15 protein-coding genes are annotated in these 16,664 nt (G+C 64.1%); 12 read left to right on the forward strand and 3 right to left on the reverse strand.

Annotated elements, in window-relative coordinates; genetic code table 11:
• Window positions 1–38: 38 nt before the first annotated feature.
• The 3 genes from HGEM_RS07610 to HGEM_RS07620 all read left to right on the forward strand — a co-directional run bounded on the left by HGEM_RS07610 (window position 39) and on the right by HGEM_RS07620 (window position 5,961).
• A complete protein-coding gene (locus HGEM_RS07610; RefSeq protein WP_019128834.1) occupies window positions 39–1,553 on the forward strand; it encodes a M20/M25/M40 family metallo-hydrolase in 1,515 nt (504 codons plus the stop codon).
• Window positions 1,554–1,658: 105 nt separating this feature from the next.
• Window positions 1,659–2,999: an MFS transporter gene (locus HGEM_RS07615; protein WP_019128835.1), complete on the forward strand. Its 1,341-nt coding sequence runs from the start codon at window positions 1,659–1,661 to the stop codon at window positions 2,997–2,999.
• A gap of 451 nt (window positions 3,000–3,450) precedes the next feature.
• Window positions 3,451–5,961 carry an ATP-dependent helicase gene (locus tag HGEM_RS07620; RefSeq protein ID WP_019128836.1) on the forward strand — a complete coding sequence of 837 codons (2,511 nt, stop codon included), beginning with the start codon at window positions 3,451–3,453 and terminating at the stop codon, window positions 5,959–5,961.
• Window positions 5,962–6,148: 187 nt separating this feature from the next.
• Here the strand turns inward: HGEM_RS07620 and HGEM_RS07625 are convergent, their stop codons facing one another.
• Entirely contained in the window at window positions 6,149–6,358 is a 210-nt protein-coding gene (locus HGEM_RS07625; RefSeq protein ID WP_019128837.1) for a hypothetical protein, read from the reverse strand.
• Between the two features lie 309 nt (window positions 6,359–6,667).
• Between HGEM_RS07625 and HGEM_RS07630 the strand changes: the two genes are divergently transcribed.
• The 4 genes from HGEM_RS07630 (at window position 6,668) to nhaA (ending at window position 11,712) form a co-directional block, all read left to right on the forward strand.
• The gene (locus HGEM_RS07630; protein WP_019128838.1) at window positions 6,668–7,624 is read left to right on the forward strand and encodes an ROK family protein; all 957 of its coding nucleotides are present in this window, start codon (window positions 6,668–6,670) and stop codon (window positions 7,622–7,624) included.
• A gap of 110 nt (window positions 7,625–7,734) precedes the next feature.
• The gene (locus HGEM_RS07635) at window positions 7,735–8,676 is read left to right on the forward strand and encodes a DHH family phosphoesterase (RefSeq protein ID WP_019128839.1); all 942 of its coding nucleotides are present in this window, start codon (window positions 7,735–7,737) and stop codon (window positions 8,674–8,676) included.
• 508 nt (window positions 8,677–9,184) lie between these two features.
• Window positions 9,185–10,297, forward strand: coding sequence for a calcium/sodium antiporter (locus HGEM_RS09800; RefSeq protein WP_019128840.1), 1,113 nt, complete (start codon window positions 9,185–9,187; stop codon window positions 10,295–10,297).
• A gap of 38 nt (window positions 10,298–10,335) precedes the next feature.
• Window positions 10,336–11,712: a Na+/H+ antiporter NhaA gene (gene nhaA / locus HGEM_RS07650; protein ID WP_019128841.1), complete on the forward strand. Its 1,377-nt coding sequence runs from the start codon at window positions 10,336–10,338 to the stop codon at window positions 11,710–11,712.
• Window positions 11,713–11,835: 123 nt separating this feature from the next.
• Here nhaA and HGEM_RS07655 read toward each other — a convergent pair whose 3' ends face one another.
• Together HGEM_RS07655 and HGEM_RS07660 are read right to left on the reverse strand one after the other, a co-directional pair.
• The gene (locus tag HGEM_RS07655; RefSeq protein WP_019128842.1) at window positions 11,836–12,252 is read right to left on the reverse strand and encodes a hypothetical protein; all 417 of its coding nucleotides are present in this window, start codon (window positions 12,250–12,252) and stop codon (window positions 11,836–11,838) included.
• 92 nt (window positions 12,253–12,344) lie between these two features.
• Complete coding sequence (locus HGEM_RS07660) at window positions 12,345–12,599, reverse strand: hypothetical protein (RefSeq protein ID WP_019128843.1); 255 nt, start codon at window positions 12,597–12,599, stop codon at window positions 12,345–12,347.
• 291 nt (window positions 12,600–12,890) lie between these two features.
• On the opposite strand from HGEM_RS07660, the gene HGEM_RS07665 reads away from it, so the two are divergent.
• From HGEM_RS07665 to hypA, 5 genes are all read left to right on the forward strand, one after another.
• Window positions 12,891–14,171, forward strand: a complete 1,281-nt coding sequence (locus tag HGEM_RS07665) for an aspartate aminotransferase type Ic (RefSeq protein WP_035101794.1) — start codon at window positions 12,891–12,893, stop codon at window positions 14,169–14,171.
• Window positions 14,172–14,355: 184 nt separating this feature from the next.
• Window positions 14,356–14,670: an STAS domain-containing protein gene (locus HGEM_RS07670; RefSeq protein WP_019128845.1), complete on the forward strand. Its 315-nt coding sequence runs from the start codon at window positions 14,356–14,358 to the stop codon at window positions 14,668–14,670.
• Between the two features lie 129 nt (window positions 14,671–14,799).
• The gene (locus tag HGEM_RS07675) at window positions 14,800–15,519 is read left to right on the forward strand and encodes a Sec-independent protein translocase subunit TatA/TatB (RefSeq protein ID WP_019128846.1); all 720 of its coding nucleotides are present in this window, start codon (window positions 14,800–14,802) and stop codon (window positions 15,517–15,519) included.
• Window positions 15,519–16,304, forward strand: coding sequence for a twin-arginine translocase subunit TatC (tatC, locus tag HGEM_RS07680; protein ID WP_019128847.1), 786 nt, complete (start codon window positions 15,519–15,521; stop codon window positions 16,302–16,304). The genes HGEM_RS07675 and tatC overlap by 1 nt, the downstream gene beginning before the upstream one ends.
• 9 nt (window positions 16,305–16,313) lie before the next feature.
• Window positions 16,314–16,661 carry a hydrogenase maturation nickel metallochaperone HypA gene (gene hypA, locus HGEM_RS07685; RefSeq protein WP_019128848.1) on the forward strand — a complete coding sequence of 116 codons (348 nt, stop codon included), beginning with the start codon at window positions 16,314–16,316 and terminating at the stop codon, window positions 16,659–16,661.
• Window positions 16,662–16,664 lie beyond the last annotated feature (3 nt).

Below are 16,664 nucleotides of genomic sequence, written 5' to 3' on the forward strand. Positions count from 1 at the left end.
AGCGAGTGCGGGCAGCCGTGATGAAGGAGGAAGAGGCTATGGGCAAGGGCACGATCATCAAGGCGGCGGCGGGGCTTGCCGCTATCGCTACGGGGTCGGTTGCAGGCGTATGCGTGGCACGCGCCTTGAGCATGAAGCCTGCACGGCCGCAAGGGAGTCCGCTCGATGCGGGCGGTTACCGCGCGGGAGACGATGCGGTTGATCGCTTCCGCGAGCTGCTGCGCATCCCCACAGTTTCGCGCGACGATCCGGAGCTGGTCGACCGCGAGCCGTTCGAGCGCTGGATCCCTACGCTACAGCGCTTGTATCCGCAGACGTTTTCCGCCTGCGAGCTCACCCGCATCGATGAGTTCGGCATCCTCCTACGCTGGCCGGGCGAGGACGCATCGCTCGATCCCATCGTGCTCATGGCGCATCACGACGTGGTGCCGGTCGAGGGGCAAACGTGGGAGCACGATCCTTTTGGAGCCGAGGTCATCGACGGCGAGATCTGGGCGCGCGGTTCCCTGGATACCAAGTGCATCGTGGGCGGCTTTTTCGAGGCGGCGGAGCATCTGATCGGGCGCGGCTACGTGCCTCCGCGCGACGTGTGGTACTTCTCGTCGAATGCCGAGGAGACGAGCGGGCCGGCCGCGCGCGATGCTGTCGCATGGCTGCGCGATCACGATATCCATCCGTACCTGGTGCTCGACGAGGGCGGAGCGGTCGCCACCGATACGCCGCTTGGCGTGAAGGTGCCGGTCGCCATGGTGGGCGTGTCTGAGAAGGGTCACGTGGACCTTACGGTGACGGCCACGGCGGATGGCGGGCACGCCTCGACGCCGCAGGCAAACGATGCTCCGCGGCTGCTTGCGCGCGCATGCGAGCGTATCGGCGCGAACCCGGGCATGCCGTGCTTCACGGAGGCGCTCGATGCCATGCTCGCGGAGCTCGCGAGCCACAGCAGTCTTCTCTACAAGGTCGTGTTCTCGAACCTCTGGCTTACGCGCCCACTGGTGGCAAAGATTATGGCAGGAATCACCGAGACCGCTGCCATGCTTCGCTCAACCTATGCGCTCACGCAGCTTGAGGGCTCGCCGGCACACAACGTGCTGCCGCCCGTGGCGCGCGCCAACTTCAACGTGCGCATCGCCCCCTTCGAAACCGTTGCCGATGCCACGGAGCGCGCCCGCACCCAGGCGCTTGCCGAGGCGGCCGCGTCGGGCGTGGGGGCGTCGCAGGTGACCGTTGAGGTCAACGATTCGGTTCCCTATACCGAGCCCGCGCCGGTGAGCCCCTTTGGCGACGATCCGGCCTTCGATTATCTGCATCGCTGCGTAAAGGGCGTGTACCCGACGGCCGGGTTCGCGCCGTACGTACAGAGCTCCTGCAGCGATTCGCGTGAGTTCAATGCGATTTGCGACCGCGTATACCGCTTCTGCGGCTTCGTGTATTCCGGTGAGGCGCGGTCGCTCATCCATACGGCGAACGAGCGCATTGGCGTAGACGTGTACAAGAAGGGCATTGAGTTCTACGTCTCGTTCCTCGCCCATCTCGACCAACTCGAAAGCTGACGCCAGAATGAAGCGCAGACACCGGGTGTTGGCGCTTCATTTGGTTCGTGGACACCGGGTGTCTGTGATTCATCCGGTACGTATCACCAAGGAGAGGGGATAGCCATGGCATCACAGGATAAGACGGCGGTGAAGCGCGCCTCAAAGCTCGATTACGCGAGCGTTGCCTTCGCCGCGCTGCCCTTTATGGGCATGATTAGCTTCTGGCAGGTGTTCGACGGCATCGTGCCGCTCATGCTCACGAATACGTTTAACTTGGACAACGCCGCAACGGGCGTGGTCATGGCGCTCGACAACATCTTCGGTCTCTTCCTGCTGCCGCTCTTCGGCATCCTTTCGGACCGTTGCGCGAGCAAGCTCGGCCGGCGCACGCCGTTCATCATGGCGGGCTCGGTAGTCGCGGCCATCGCGGTGCCGCTCATCGCCGTGGCGAACAACATGCGGAGCTTCCCGCTGCTTATTGCCATGATTCTGCTTACGCTGCTTGCCATCTGCTCGTATCGCACCATGACGGTGGCGGTGGTTGCCGATATCACGCCGCGCCCGCTTCGTACCAAGGCCGATTCCATCGAGAAGATCGTCGGTTACGCGGGCACAGGCGTCATGCTCGTGGCCATCACGCTGCTCGTGCCCGACGTCGAGCATCCGGACTATCTGCCGCTCTTCGGCTTGCAGGCAGCGTTCATCTTGGGCTCGGCGCTCCTGTACTTCTGGCGCATCCGCGAGCCCCAGCTTGTTGAGCGCATGCACGAGAAGAGCCTCGAGATGGGCATCGAGGAGGCCCAGATCGACACCGACGACTCGCCCGAGGCGGGCGGCAAGCAGCGCATCCAGGACCCGTCGGTGCGCCTCTCCATCGCCATGATCTTGGCCGCGACGTTCTTCTACTACATGAGCTACAACGCCATGACCACGAACATCTCGCGCTATGCCGACATGTTCTTTGGCATGGCGGGCGGTAGCTATGCCATCATCAACATCGTGACCATCGCGGGCGGACTGCTCTCGTATGTGCCCATCGCCAACCTGTCGCTCAAATACGGGCGCAAGCGCATGGCGGTCATCACGTCGTTCGTGATGGTGGCGGGCTCGGCGATCATCTGGCTTGCTCCGGGGTTCTCGCCGGCATTCTACGTGGTGTTCCTGTTCATGGGCGCTGCCCTTGGCGGCGTAGATCTGTGCGTGTATCCCATGCTGCTTGAGCTTTGCGATGCCAACAGCGTGGGGCGGTATTCTGGCTACTACTACACGGTTTCGATGGCGGCGCAGGTGGTGACGCCAATCCTTTCGGGCGTGGTCATGGACGCCGCCCCCACCATGCTCTTCGCCTACATCACGCTCATGGCGGTGTTCATGCTGGTTACGGTGGTCGCGTCGAAGCATGGCGATACGATTCTGATCGACGAGGTTGCTCGCCGCGAGGAGGCGTACGAAGAACAGCGCTAAGAGCGCTTGCAGATGAGAGATTCGCCACGTGTTGGCAATGAGCATTCAACTTTTGGGCACTACAAGCGCATCACCCGAAGTAGACCCCAGTTCGCGCCATGCGTGAGCTGGGGTTTTGTCAGCCTGGAACGCCCTTTACTGACGAGGTCGCGCTTGAAGTGCCCAAAAGTTGAAATCGGGTCGGGCCGGCCCAGCCAATCGAGCGGATTGCCCCCCCGTACGTGAGTTGGAGGCATATCCGCTTGGGCTTGGGGCGCAGGACAAATCCGCGTGATATCGAGTGAGCGTTTTGCGGTGGCGCGTCGTGTCCGGGCGGGCAGGTATACTATGTTGGCTCCAGAACGGGCGCGACTTCGGTTGTCGCTTTGGCCGTAGCTGCCATTTCGGTATTGGCCATCGCTTCGGCCTCAGCCGTCGCCCGCGTATCATCGCCGACACGCCGGAGGAACGCATGCCCTACGCGGTAGACATCGACTCGCTCAACCCCGCCCAGAAGGAGGCGGTCCTTACTACCGAAGGCCCGCTGCTCGTACTCGCTGGTGCCGGCTCGGGCAAGACGCGCGTGCTCACATACCGTATCGCACACCTCGTGGCAGACCTTGGCATAGCTCCTTGGCGCATCCTCGCCATCACCTTCACCAACAAGGCAGCGGCCGAGATGCGCGAGCGCTTGGGGGCGCTCCTGCCCGACGGCACGCGCGGCATGTGGGTGTGCACCTTCCACGCCATGTGCGTGCGCATGCTCCGCGAGGACGCCGATCTGCTCGGCTATACGGGGCAGTTCACCATCTACGATGACGACGACTCGCGTCGCATGGTGCGCGATATCATGCAGGCGCTCGGCATCGAGCAGAAGCAGTATCCGCTCAATATGATCCGCTCGAAGATCAGCGCCGCGAAGAACGCCATGGTCGATCCCGACGAGTTCAGCCGGCGCGCATCGACCCCGCCCGAGCAGAAGGCCGCACAGGTTTACCTCGAACTTGAACGGCGCCTGCGCGCGGCAAACGCCATGGATTTTGATGACCTCCTCGTGCGCGCGCTCGAGCTTTTGCGCACGCGCCCGGAGGTGCTCGAGAAGTACCAAGAGCGCTTTCGCTACATCAGCGTGGACGAATACCAGGACACGAACCACGTGCAGTACGAGATCGCGAACCTCTTGGCTGGTCGCTATCAGAATCTTATGGTCGTGGGCGATGACGACCAGTCCATCTACTCCTGGCGCGGCGCGGACATCTCAAACATCCTCGACTTCGAGCAAGATTTCCCTGCGGCGCACGTGGTCAAGCTCGAGCAGAATTACCGTTCCACGGGGCACATTCTCTCCGCGGCCAACGCAGTGGTGCGCCACAACAGCCAGCGCAAGGAGAAGCGCCTGTTCACGGCGGCGGGCGATGGCGAGAAGATCCAGGCCTACCAGGCGAGCGACGAGCGCGACGAGGGCCGTTGGATCGCAAGCGAGATCGAGAAGCTCCGCGCGGGCGGCATGAGCTACGACGACATCGCCGTGTTCTACCGCACCAACGCGCAGTCGCGCATCCTCGAAGATATGTTCCTGCGCGCCGGCGTGCCGTACAAGATCGTGGGCGGCACGCGCTTCTTCGACCGAGCGGAAATCCGCGACGTCATGGCGTATCTCAAGATGATTGTGAACCCTGCCGACGAGATGAGCGTCAAGCGCGTGATCAACACGCCGCGCCGCGGCATAGGGTCGACCTCTATCGCCAAGATCGAGGAGCTCGCGCGGGAGAACCGATGCAGCTTCTTCCAGGCATGCGAGATCGCGACCGCCGAGACCGGGCGCTTTTCCGCGAAGGTGCGCGCGGCGCTCGGTGACTTCGTGGCGATTGTGCGCGAGGGGCGCCGCATGGACGGTGAGCTGCAGCGCGTGGTCGAGGCCATTGTGGAGCAGAGCGGCCTTATGCAGGCGCTTCGTGCTGAGGGGACGCCCGAGGCCGAAGGCCGTGTGGAGAACATCCAGGAATTCCTGGGCGTAGCGGCCGAGTTCGAGGAGAGTCACGACGATATCGAGGGTACGCTCGAGAGCCTTGAGGAGCTCCGTGCGGCTGGGCTGACCGTAGGAGCAGAGGAGGTCGCCGCTCCGCAGCCGCCTGCGCCCGTTGCGGCCGCCGCGGCCCAGACGGCCGATGAGATCGACCGCACCTATGGAGCCCTTGCCTGCAAGGCGCTCCCGGCGCTGCTCGAGTGGCTTGCGCTCCGCAGCGACCTCGACGCGCTCGCGGGTGAGACGCGCGCCATCACCATGATGACCGTGCATTCGGCAAAGGGCTTGGAGTTCCCCGCGGTCTTCGTGGCCGGTTTGGAAGAGGGCATCTTCCCGCACGTGGCCGGCTTCACCGACGACCCTGCAAAGCTCGAGGAGGAGCGCCGCTTGGCCTACGTGGCCATCACGCGCGCTCGCAAGCGCTTGTTCCTCACGTATGCCGCCACGCGCCGCACGTACGGTTCCACGCAGGCCAATCCGCGCAGCCGCTTTGTGGGCGAGATTCCCGCAGCGGATATCGAGTTCTCCGGCGTGGGCTCATCCGGGTTCGAGGGCACCGGTTGGGAGAAGCGCGGCGACCGGCGCGGCACCTTCGGTTCCGGCGTGGGGTCCGACATGTACGGCGGGCGCGTCTTTGGCTCTTACACGCGTTCTACCGGCGGTGCGGTGCGCCATACCAGCATCAGCCCCGACGCCGGAAGGAAGCCGTCGACGTTCGGCAGCGGCACCTCGCATCGCCAGCGCTCTGCGGCGCCTGCCCCCAAGGTGGAGCAGCGCCGTCCGGATGCGGCGAAAGCAGCGGAGGTGTTCGCGCCGGGTGACACCGTGCGGCACAAGACGTTCGGCACGGGCACGGTCATCACCGCCTCGGGCGATATGATCGAAGTTAAGTTTGAGAAGACCGGGCAGGTCAAGAAGCTCATGAAGGGCTTTGCGCCCATTGTGAAGGTCGACTAGGGCACCGCTGGGGGAGTAGTGCAACCACGGGCCGATCCGAGCAACACTGGCCACGTGGGACGACGCTTGCCAGGTGGGGCTACCCTTGCCAGGTGGGGCGACGCTCGCCAAGCGAAGCGACGCTGGTCCATTAGGGGAAGCTGTCCCAACTGAGCGATGCTGTCTGCCGCCCTGCTGCCGCGCTTTGCTACGCCGCCGTCGCGTGGTCTTGGGAAGTACCCGGTGCATAGATGAGCTCAAAGAGCTCATTGAGGTCGATGGGCTCGTCTTGCTGCTCCTTGGCGGAATCCACGGGTTGAGTCTCCGTGCTCTCCTCATCGGGCGATTCCGCATCGAAGGCAAGGCGGATAAGCTCGTTGATGTTCAAGGACTCTGCGTGGGGCATGACGTTCGACATGGTGCCTCCCAACGGTTGTAGATGACCTTATCTTTTCCCGTGTTGGGCTGGGGATTACCGCGCGTTGGCACATGTCACAGGCTGTTATTCAACATGAAACCAACTGTCAACATGAGGTCGTGCCGCATTTTATTGCGCGTGGGGGCGTGCGCCTACCGATGCGTGGGGGCTGTTCGCCAAAGTGTGGTGCGCGGCGATAGGGTCCCGCCGTATACTGTGCGCCCATGCAGGCAGCATGCCGGCCCGCGCCTCGAGACCTCGACGTCTTGCGACGCCGATGCCGGATTCAACGCACGGAAAGGAATCGTCATGACAGAGTCCCGGAAACTGTACGTAGGCCTCGATGTGGGCGGCACGTCCGTCAAGGTCGGCCTGTTCTTGCAGGACGGCACCTTGGTTGGCAAGGGTAGCGTGCCGACACCTCCCATCGTGGACGAGGCCGGTTATAACGCGGTAACGAATGGCATCGGCCAGGTGCTTGCCGAGGCCGATGCGACCACGGCCGAGGTGCTCGGCATCGGGCTTGCCATTCCCTGCCCCGTTCCTGCCGATGGCATCATCCGCATGCAGGCGAACATTCAGATCGACGCGCCCGGCCTGGAGGCCGCGCTGCACGCATTCTGCCCGCAAGCTGCGGTGAAGTTCGTGAACGACGCGAACGCTGCGGCGATGGGCGAACTCTGGACCGGCGCGGCGAAGGGGCGCACGAGCCTCGTGTTCGTGACTATCGGTACGGGCGTTGGCGGCGGCGTGGTCATCGATGGCAAGGTCGTTGCCGGAGCCTTTGGCGCGGGTGGCGAGATCGGCCACCTGTGCATGAACCCAAGCGAGGAGCGTGCCTGCGGCTGCGGCGGCAAGGGCCATCTCGAGCAGTACGCCTCGGCAACCGGTGTTGTTTCCAATTATCTGGCTGAGTGCGAGGCGCGCGGTGTCGAGCCCACCGAGCTCACCGGGCCGAGCGATTCCAAGGACGTGTTCCAAGCGTGCCGCGAGGGTGATGAGGTGGCGCTTGCCGCCATGCGCACCATGGCCGATTACCTGGGGCGTGCGCTTTCGCTCATTGCCAACGTGGTTGACCCGGAGCTCTTCCTCTTGGGCGGCGGCGCGTCGGCCTCTGCCGATGTCTACCTCGAGACGCTCGTTGAGCGGTATCGCGCACACGCCATCAACGTGAATGCCGATACTCCGATCGAGGTCGCATCACTCGGCAACGATGCGGGCATCTACGGCGCCGCCTACGTGGCGTTGCAGGCCGCCGAAGCGTAGGTGAACTTGCGCTCTGCCCGGGCGAGCGATGCGCATAGCGTGCTAGGATAGGGAGTAACTGGGAAACTCGCGGGGCATCTGCCCCGCCCTGTGCGAAGGGAAGCATACACATGAGCAAGGTTCTCGTCTTCGGACACCAGAATCCCGATAACGATGCCGTTATGTCCGCCGTGGTGTTGGCTCAGCTGCTGAACCAGGTTGAGTTCAACGGGTGCACGTACGAGGCTCGCGCGCTCGGCCCGCTGCCGGCTGAGTCCGCGAAGCTCCTCGCCGACGCCGGCCTGCCCGAGCCGATGCTGCTCGACGCCATCGAGCCCGCGGCAGAGGGCGAGGACCCGCAGCAGGTCATCCTCACCGACCACAACGAGCCCGGACAGAGTGTTGCCGGTTTGGCGAACGCCCAGATCGTGGGCGTCGTGGACCATCACCGCTTCGGCGACTTCACCACTGCCGCACCGCTGACCATCGTGGCCATGCCGTGGGGCTCCAGCTGCACCGTCGTGGCCAAGCTCTTCGAGGTGCTGGGCCAGGAGCTCACCGATACGCAGGCCAAGCTTCTGCTCTCGGCCATGATGACCGACACGCTCATGCTCAAGAGCCCCACCACCACCGATGTTGACCGTGCCACCGCCGCCAAGCTCGGCGAGCAGCTGGGCGTCGACCCGGTGAAGTTCGGCATGGAGGTCTTCCTCTCCCGCCCGTCCGGTTCCTTCACGCCCGAGCAGATGGTCGGCAACGACATCAAGCTCTTCGAGGTTGCTGGCAAGCAGCTGCTCATCGGCCAGTACGAGACGGTCGATAAGACCCGCGCCCTCGGCATGATCCCCGAGATCCGCGAGGCGATGCGCGCCTACCAGGCCCAGAAGGGCGCCGACGGCATCGTGCTGTGCATCACCGACATCATGGAGGAGGGCTCGCAGGTGCTGCTGGAGGGCGACACGGCTGCCGCTCAGAAGGGCCTTAAGATCGAGGACGTGGCCGACGGCGTTTGGTGCCCCGGCGTCCTCTCCCGCAAGAAGCAGGTGGCTGCACCCATCCTCGCTGCCAACTAAGCTGAGATAGCGCTTCTCGGTACGCAGCCGAGCGGTCCAAGGCGCGCGTCGCGCGGCGACGCAGTCGAACGGATTGAGTGCGGGTCGCCCGATTATGCGATCAGGCAATTCGAGGGGCAGGCTGAGCGCCCGCGCAGGCCCTTTCGAGGCGCTATCGCGGAGGTGCTGTGGATTCACGCGGCGGATGCTGTGGAAAAGCCCGTATTCCGGGGACAATAGAAACGATATCGGCGAGGTGCCCGATCGGCGCCTCGCCTTTTTTGGGCAACGTGCGCCGGGCAGAGAGCCCCTGGCGGCTACCTACAACGAACGAGAGCATGGAGGATGCTATGGCGACGGGTCATAACAGCTCCTTGCGTTTGACCATGAGGGCTGGTGAGCGCAAGGCGATTGTTGCATAGGGACGACTGGTGTTCGGCGCATGCGCCGGGCCCGCCTGCGTCCCCAGCTCAAGCCCTTGCTCGCTGCTGCGTCCGCCGCGTGTTCCCGTGGCGGTTGGGAGGTCCTCATGCCCTATGTCGTTGAATTCGCTTTCATCCTAATAGGTTTTGTCCTGCTCGTTGTTGGTGCCGATAAGCTCGTGGAGTCGGCGAGCAGCATCGCAGCGCGCTTCGGCATGCCCGAGCGCGTTATCGGGCTGACCATCGTTGCCGTGGGCACGTCGCTGCCCGAGCTGGTGGTGAGCGTGACGTCTGGTGCGGGCGGTCACGCCGACATGGTGTTCGGCAACGTGGTGGGCAGCTGCTTGGCAAACATCCTGCTCATCTTGGGCATCTCGTCGCTCATCTCGCCTATCCCGCTGGCCCGAAGCACGCGACGTTTCGAAATTCCCGCGAGTATCGCCTCGGTGGTGCTGCTCTTGGTGTTCGCCAATACCGGGGGCCAGATTACCGTGGTCGAAGGCGCGACGATGCTTGCTTTCTTTGCAGCGTTCATGGTGCGTTCTGCCGTGGTCGGCACGCGGGCTAAGCGTGCGGAGGACATGAGCGATGTCGAGCCGCTTGCACTTGCCGCCACGCCGGCCGCAGATTCAACGGGTGCGCTCGAGCAGGGCCCGATGGCCGCTGTTGCGCCCGCTGCCGGTTCGGTTGCTGGGTTCGCACAGGGTTCGGCTGCAGCGCCTGCTGCTGAATTGGCCACTGGTACGGCAGCGGTCAAGCTAAGGCAGCAGAATCTGCTGATCGATGCGCTCGTCATCGCGGTGAGCATCGTGCTGCTCAAATTCGGAGCGGACTTTGTGGTTGACAACTCGGTAATCGTGGCGAGCGGACTCGGCGTGAGCGAGCGCGTCATCGGAATCACAGTCGTGGCGCTCGGCACGTGCCTGCCAGAGTTGGTAACCGGCGTAGTTGCTGCGCTCAAGGGCAATACCGAGATTGCCGTGGGCAACGTGATCGGTTCGAACGTGGCGAACGTGCTGCTGGTGATCGGCGCGCCGGCCCTGTTCTCGGCGGTTCCCTACGATGCGGCGTACAATGTCGATTTCATACTGCAGATCGTTTTCACCGCCGCGCTGCTCGCGTGCGCCTTCCATAGGCCGCGCAACCGTGTAGGGCGTATCGACGGGATCGCGTTCACGTTTCTCTATGTGGCGTATATCGTTGCCTCCCTGCTGCGATAGCGCGGTAGATGGCAAGACTGAGGAGAAGGAGACGCTCGATGAGTGGGCAGAAGAGCAAGCAGGGCGCTGCGGCGAAGCAGGCGCCGTTGATCAGTAGCAGGCAGCGTCGCCGCCTTGAGCGGAGGAGCGTGCTCGAACGCATCACCTCAAACGGAACCATCGCGGCGGCGGTCATGATCGTGGCCGCGGTTGCGGCGGTGGTGTGCGCCAACACGGAGCTCTACGAGCCGCTGCACGAATGGTTCGCGCGCTCGGTCGTCCTTGGCATAGGCGGCTGGGAGTTCTCGCTCACCTTCGAGCTTTTCGTCAACGACTTTCTCATGGCGATTTTCTTCCTGCTCGTGGGCATCGAGCTCAAATACGAGATGACCGTGGGCGAGCTGCGCCGGCCCCGGCAGGCTATGCTGCCCATGCTTGCCGCCGTGGGCGGCGTGGTGGTTCCCGCGTGCATCTACGCGGTCATCAACCGCGGCGGCGCCATCTACGGGTGGGCCATTCCCATGGCGACCGACATCGCGTTCGCGCTCGGCGTGCTCTCGCTTCTGGGCAGCCGTGTGCCGCCAGCGATCAAGGTGTTCTTCTCAACGCTCGCCATCGCAGACGACCTCCTTGCCATTCTTGCCATCGCGCTCTTCTACGGGCATGCCCCGAGCGCGATCTGGCTTCTTGCAGCCGCTGCCGTCACGCTGGCGCTGGCGATGCTCAACCGGCGTCGGCACTTCGGGCTCGCGCCGTACGTGACGCTCGGTCTCGTGCTGTGGTTCTGTCTTTTCCAGTCCGGAATCCATGCGACGCTCGCCGGCGTGATCTTGGCGTTCACCATCCCTGCCCGTTCCGACATCAACGCCGGCGGGCTTGTGGGCTGGCTCGAGGGAAAGCTGCCCGAGCTTGACGATACGTTCGACGACGAAGCCCATATCCTGGGGCAGCACGATTTCACCCATGCCGTCTACGGCGTTGAGCGCGTCATGCACCGCGTGACGCCGCCGCTTCAACGCCTGGAGCACCGCATCTCGACGCCGGTCAATTTCATCATCCTGCCCATCTTCGCGTTCGTGAACGCTCAGGTGCGGCTCGTGGGCGTCGACATGGGCGCGCTCGTGGTGGATCCCGTCGCGGTGGGCACGTACCTGGGCATGCTGCTCGGGAAGCCGATCGGCATCTTTGGCATGACGTTCCTCATGGTGAAGACCGGGCTCGCACAGCTGCCCGAGGGCGTGCAGTGGAAGCACATCGCGGGGATCGGCATTTTGGGCGGCATCGGCTTCACGATGTCCATTCTCATCGCGGGCCTGGCGTTCACGGAGATTCCGGCGGAGCTGCTCGCGTCGAAGACGGCCATCCTTGCCGGCTCGGTATCGGCCGCAATCATCGGCCTCATCTACATGAGCATTGCGTGTCGCGAGAGGCGCTGACGGTCGTGCTGCGCGCAGCACTGCGCGCCCATAGCGGCGTTGCGCGCCGATGCTCAGGCTTGCGAGGCGCTTCGGCTCGTCGTGGCGCTGGCGGCCTCTGTGGCGCTGACGACTGCTATGGCTCTATAGCCTGCCGTTGAGCGCCTCGCGCACGGCCTCGACCTGCTGGATCGCCGCGGCCACCTGCTGGCGGGCCTCGCTGATCTGCATCTGGACGTACATATCGAGGAACGCGTTGTCGAAGAACATATCGGCGAACGACATGAAGCCGCCGGTGTCGATCTGGATGCCCGAGGCCCCTTCCACGTCATGCAGCTCTTTCACGAAGATGCGCAGGGCCTCGCGGGCCGCATCGATTTCCGTCTGCGCTTCCTGCATCTTGCTCCGCTTGATATAGGAGCTGATCGCTCCTCCGGCGAAGATGTCGAACAGGCCCCAGTTTCCTGCGGAGCCGAGGAGCTCTTGGGCTCGGTACAGGTGCGCCAACGCCACGTCGGCGGCTTCGATGGCCTCGTTGTATTCGCGCTGGATGTCGTTCATGGCTGCCTTTCTGTGGGAGAGCTCGCGCTGCGATGGCGGGGCGTTCAATCCGTCTTTGGGATGGCGGGCATACAATCCGGCTCTGCGATTGCTTATTCCACGGTGCCGTATACGCCGCCCCAGCCGTGAGCGGCGATTGCGGAATTGAGCTGGTCGCAGAGCCGCTGGCGCTCGTATGAGCCGGGAGGGAGCAGCGAGACGATTTCCTGGAGGTCGGCATCGAGGTCGAGGACCTCGGCTTGCATCACGAGGTCGAGCCGGTCGACGACGGTGCGTGTGGCATAGAGCCCGTCGACGAGGCTTTGCAGCTCGCCGTAGGATTCTGCCCGAAACGACGCCATGTCCATGGAATCCTCCTCATTCGTTGGTGGGCTCATTTTCCCCGTTTGCCGTGCGCCGCGCAAGATGCGGCACGGCTGCGCCCGCGATGTCCAGATCTCGCCCGAGAACGTCGGAGCATGCGTCTCTGCGTTGGACGGCTGGGGTGCTGGCTCCCTCTTTGGCGGTGGAACGGATATTGTGTTTCGATACGCTGGCAAGCAGCGCGTTCCTCCAAGAACTCGGTATACTGTCCCGGGATAACGCAACGAATATGCGTCACGACCCGGCAAACGGGGAGACGCGGGGTGGAGGAGCGCATGCAAAACGCATACCAGAAGATGGATACCGCAGAACTCAAGGCGGCAATTGCCGAGCTCGAGCGCGAGGTCGAGGAGACGCGTGCCAAGGAGCTCAAGCTCGATATGGCGCGCGGCAAGCCGTCCCCCGAGCAGGTGAACATCTCTCGCCCCATGCTCGACATCCTGACGAGCGATGCGGACCTCATGGACGAGGGCGTCGATTGCAGCAACTACGGCTGCTTTGAGGGCATCCCCTCGGCTCGCCGTCTGGCAGGAGAGTTCATCGGCGTGCCGCCCGAGCAGACCATCGTGCTGGGCTCCTCGAGCTTGAACATCATGCAGTCCATCCTCATCCATTATTGGGAGAAGGGCGTGCCCGGCTACACGCCGTGGAGCAAGCTCGATCACGTGAAGTTCCTGTGCCCCGCCCCCGGCTACGACCGTCACTTCGGCATCACGCAGGACCTCGGCATCGAGAACGTGCCCGTGCGCATGACCGAGACGGGTCCGGACATGGACGAGGTCGAACGCCTGCTGGCCGAGGACGATTCCATCAAGGGCATGTTCTGCGTGCCCAAGTACTCCAACCCCACCGGCGTCACCTACTCTGAGGAGACGGTGCGTCGCCTGGCCACGTGCAAGGCGGCCCCGGACTTCCGCATCGTGTGGGACAACGCCTATGCCGTACACGATCTCACCGACGATGGCGACGAGCTCGCGAATATCTTCGACATCGCGCGCGAGGCGGGTAACGAGGACCGCATCTTGGGCGTGGCGTCTACCTCCAAAATCACCTTCCCGGGTGCGGGCATCGCGTTCTTCGGGTCCAGCCCTGCGAACGTGGTGGAGGTCGCCAACACCCTCAAGGTGGGCCTCATCAGCGCGAACAAGCTCAACCAGCTCATGCACACGCGTTTCCTGTCCGATCTGGATGCCGTTCACGAGCACATGCGCAAGCACGCGGAGTTCCTGCGCCCGCGCTTCGATGCGGTGGAGCGCAAGCTCTCCGAGGGGCTCGGCGGTACGGGCTGCGCCACGTGGACGCACCCCAACGGCGGCTACTTCGTCTCGTTCGATGGCCCCGAGGGCTCGGCGAAGCGCATCGCGGCACTCTGTGCGGAACTGGGCGTAAAGCTCACGCCGGCGGGTGCCACGTGGCCATATGGCAACGACCCGCACGATACGAACATCCGCATCGCTCCGACGTACCCGAGCGTAGATGAGCTCGAGGCCGCCCTCGACGTGCTCGTGCTCGCGACCAAGCTCGTCTCTGCACAGCTCGCTCTCGAGGAGCGGTAGGGGCGGGGGCTTCCCGCTCGCCCGTCCGGCATGCGAAAGATTTGATATTCCGCTTGCAGCGGCTCGGGCACGCGGTATCGTCGGTACAATGAAAGATGCTGCACGGATGCTGCGGCACGAGCCGCGGCCATCCGTGCGGATGCATTGACTCGACCTGGCATGCGCCAGAACGTTGGGAGCTACCATGGATCTGACCATCACCACGAACGCTTCGCCCGAGCGCTATACCATCGGCGTTACCGGCGAAGTGGACATCTCGAACGCCTCCAAGCTGCGCGATGCGATCGATCTTGCGCTCGAGCAGCCCACCGAGGCCATCCAGCTCGATTTTGAGCATGTTGCCTACATCGACTCGACCGGCGTGGGCGTGCTCGTGGGCGCGGCGCATCATGCGGCTGAGCGCGGCCGCGGCTTCTCGGTCGTGAACGCCCAGCCGGGGGTCATGCGCGTGGCCCAGTTGCTCGGCGTTGACGCGGAGATTTCTATTACCGCTCTGTAAGGGCTTTGTTCGGAGCCGCCTTCCTGGGGAGGGCGGCGCTATACTTTTGCGGTTATGCGCCGCGGTGCCGTGCATGGCGGGGCGCCAGCTTGCCATGCGCCGCTATGAATCGAAATCCAGGAGGTTCTTGTGTTCGGAATCGGGCAGACCGAGCTCATCATCATCGTGGTCTTCGCCTTCCTGCTCTTCGGGCCGGATAAGCTTCCGCAGATGGGCCGTACCATCGGGCGTGCTCTCCGCCAGTTCCGGGAGACGCAGGAGAAGGTGACGTCCGTTGTCCAGTCCGAGGTCATCGACCCCATGGCGGCCGCCGCCAACGCGCCCGCTACGTCGAAGAAGGCCGCAGCTGCCGACGAGGACGCCGATGCCGACGCTCCTGCCGCCAGCGATAGCGCCGACCTCGCGACGGCTAAGGCCACCGAGGCGCGGAAGGAGACGTTCGCGGAGCGTCGTGCCCGCCTAGCTGCCGAGAAGGCGGCTCGCGAGGCCGAGGCAGCGGATGCCGAGGGTTCCGCTGCCACCGAGGAGTCGGGCGCCAGCGCTGAGGGTGCGGTTTCTGGATCTTCGGCCGAACCTGCGGGCGATGCTTCGGGCGATCGCGCTGAGGCAGGCGAGAGCGGCGCGGCGGACGGCCAGTCTGCCGACGCGGCGGCCGAAGAGGACCCCCAGGACACCGTCGCGAGCCTGTATGCTCGCCGACCGCGCAAGCATAGGGCTGCCGAGGCAGAGGACGCCCCGGGTGACGAGGCCCCTGCGGCGAGCGACGAGGCTCCCACGGCGGGCGACGCCCCCGCCCCCGCAGCGGCTTCCGCCGCATCGACCGAGACCGAGAAGGGAGGCGAGCAGTAATGCCCGTCGGACCCGCACGCATGCCGCTTCTCGACCATCTGGGAGAGCTGCGGCGTCGTCTGACCATCGTGATCGTAACCATCATCGTGGCGACCGTGGTGTTCTACTTCGCCGCGCCTACGGTGATCGACGTGCTTACCGACCCGATCGCCCCCTTCGTAGACGGCGAGTTCTATGTCATGAGCGCGCTCGGCGGTTTCTCGCTGCGCTTCTCCATCGCGCTCAAGACCGCCTGCGTGGTCTGCGTGCCCATGGTTTTGTGGCAGATCCTTGGGTTCTTCCTCCCTGCGCTCAAGCCCAACGAGCGCAAATGGGTCGTCCCGACGCTTTTCATCGCTACGGCTCTGTTCTTCGTGGGCGCGGTGTTCTGCTACTTCTTCATCGTGCCGCCCGGATTCGAATGGCTCATCAACGAGACGAACTCCATCGCTACGGCGTTCGCGGATCTTGAGAACTACCTCAATATCGAGGTGCTCCTCATGATCGGTTTCGGCGTGGCGTTCGAGCTGCCGCTCTTCGTCTTCTACCTCGCCGTGTTCCACATCGTCCCGTATGTGACCTTCCGTGCGGCCTGGCGCTACATCTACGTTGCCATGGCCGTGATCGCGGCAACGGTCACGCCGGACGCCAACCCCGTCACCATGATCTTCATGTATGCGGTGCTGCTCTCGCTCTACGAGATTTCGCTCTTCGTGACGAGGTTCGTCATCATCGCGCGCGAGGGCAAGGCGGGGCTCAAGGGCAGCCGCGTGGGCTTCTTCTCCGACGAGGATGACGAGGAGTAGCGAGACGCCATGCACGAGCTGGGCATCGTCTCGGGCATATTGGAAACGGTCACAGCCGCCGCGCGCGAGGCAGGCGCTTCGCGGGTGGTGGCTGTCTCGCTTCGCATAGGCGACCTGCGCGAGGTGGTGCCCGAGTCGCTCGACTTTGCGTGGGAGGTTTTGACCGAGGAAGATCCGGTAACCTGTGGCTGCAAGCTTGAGGTCGAGGAGGTTCACCCTCGGAGCCGGTGCCTGGCTTGCGGCGAGGAGTTCGACCACGATCGCTTCCATGTCCGTTGTCCGGTATGCGGCGGCCGCGATACCCACCTGCTGCGCGGCCGTGAGCTCGATCTGGTATCTATGGAGGTTGAGAGCTAGCTA

This window comes from Enorma massiliensis phI, assembly GCF_000311845.1.
GTDB classification, from domain to species: Bacteria; Actinomycetota; Coriobacteriia; order Coriobacteriales; family Coriobacteriaceae; genus Enorma; species Enorma massiliensis.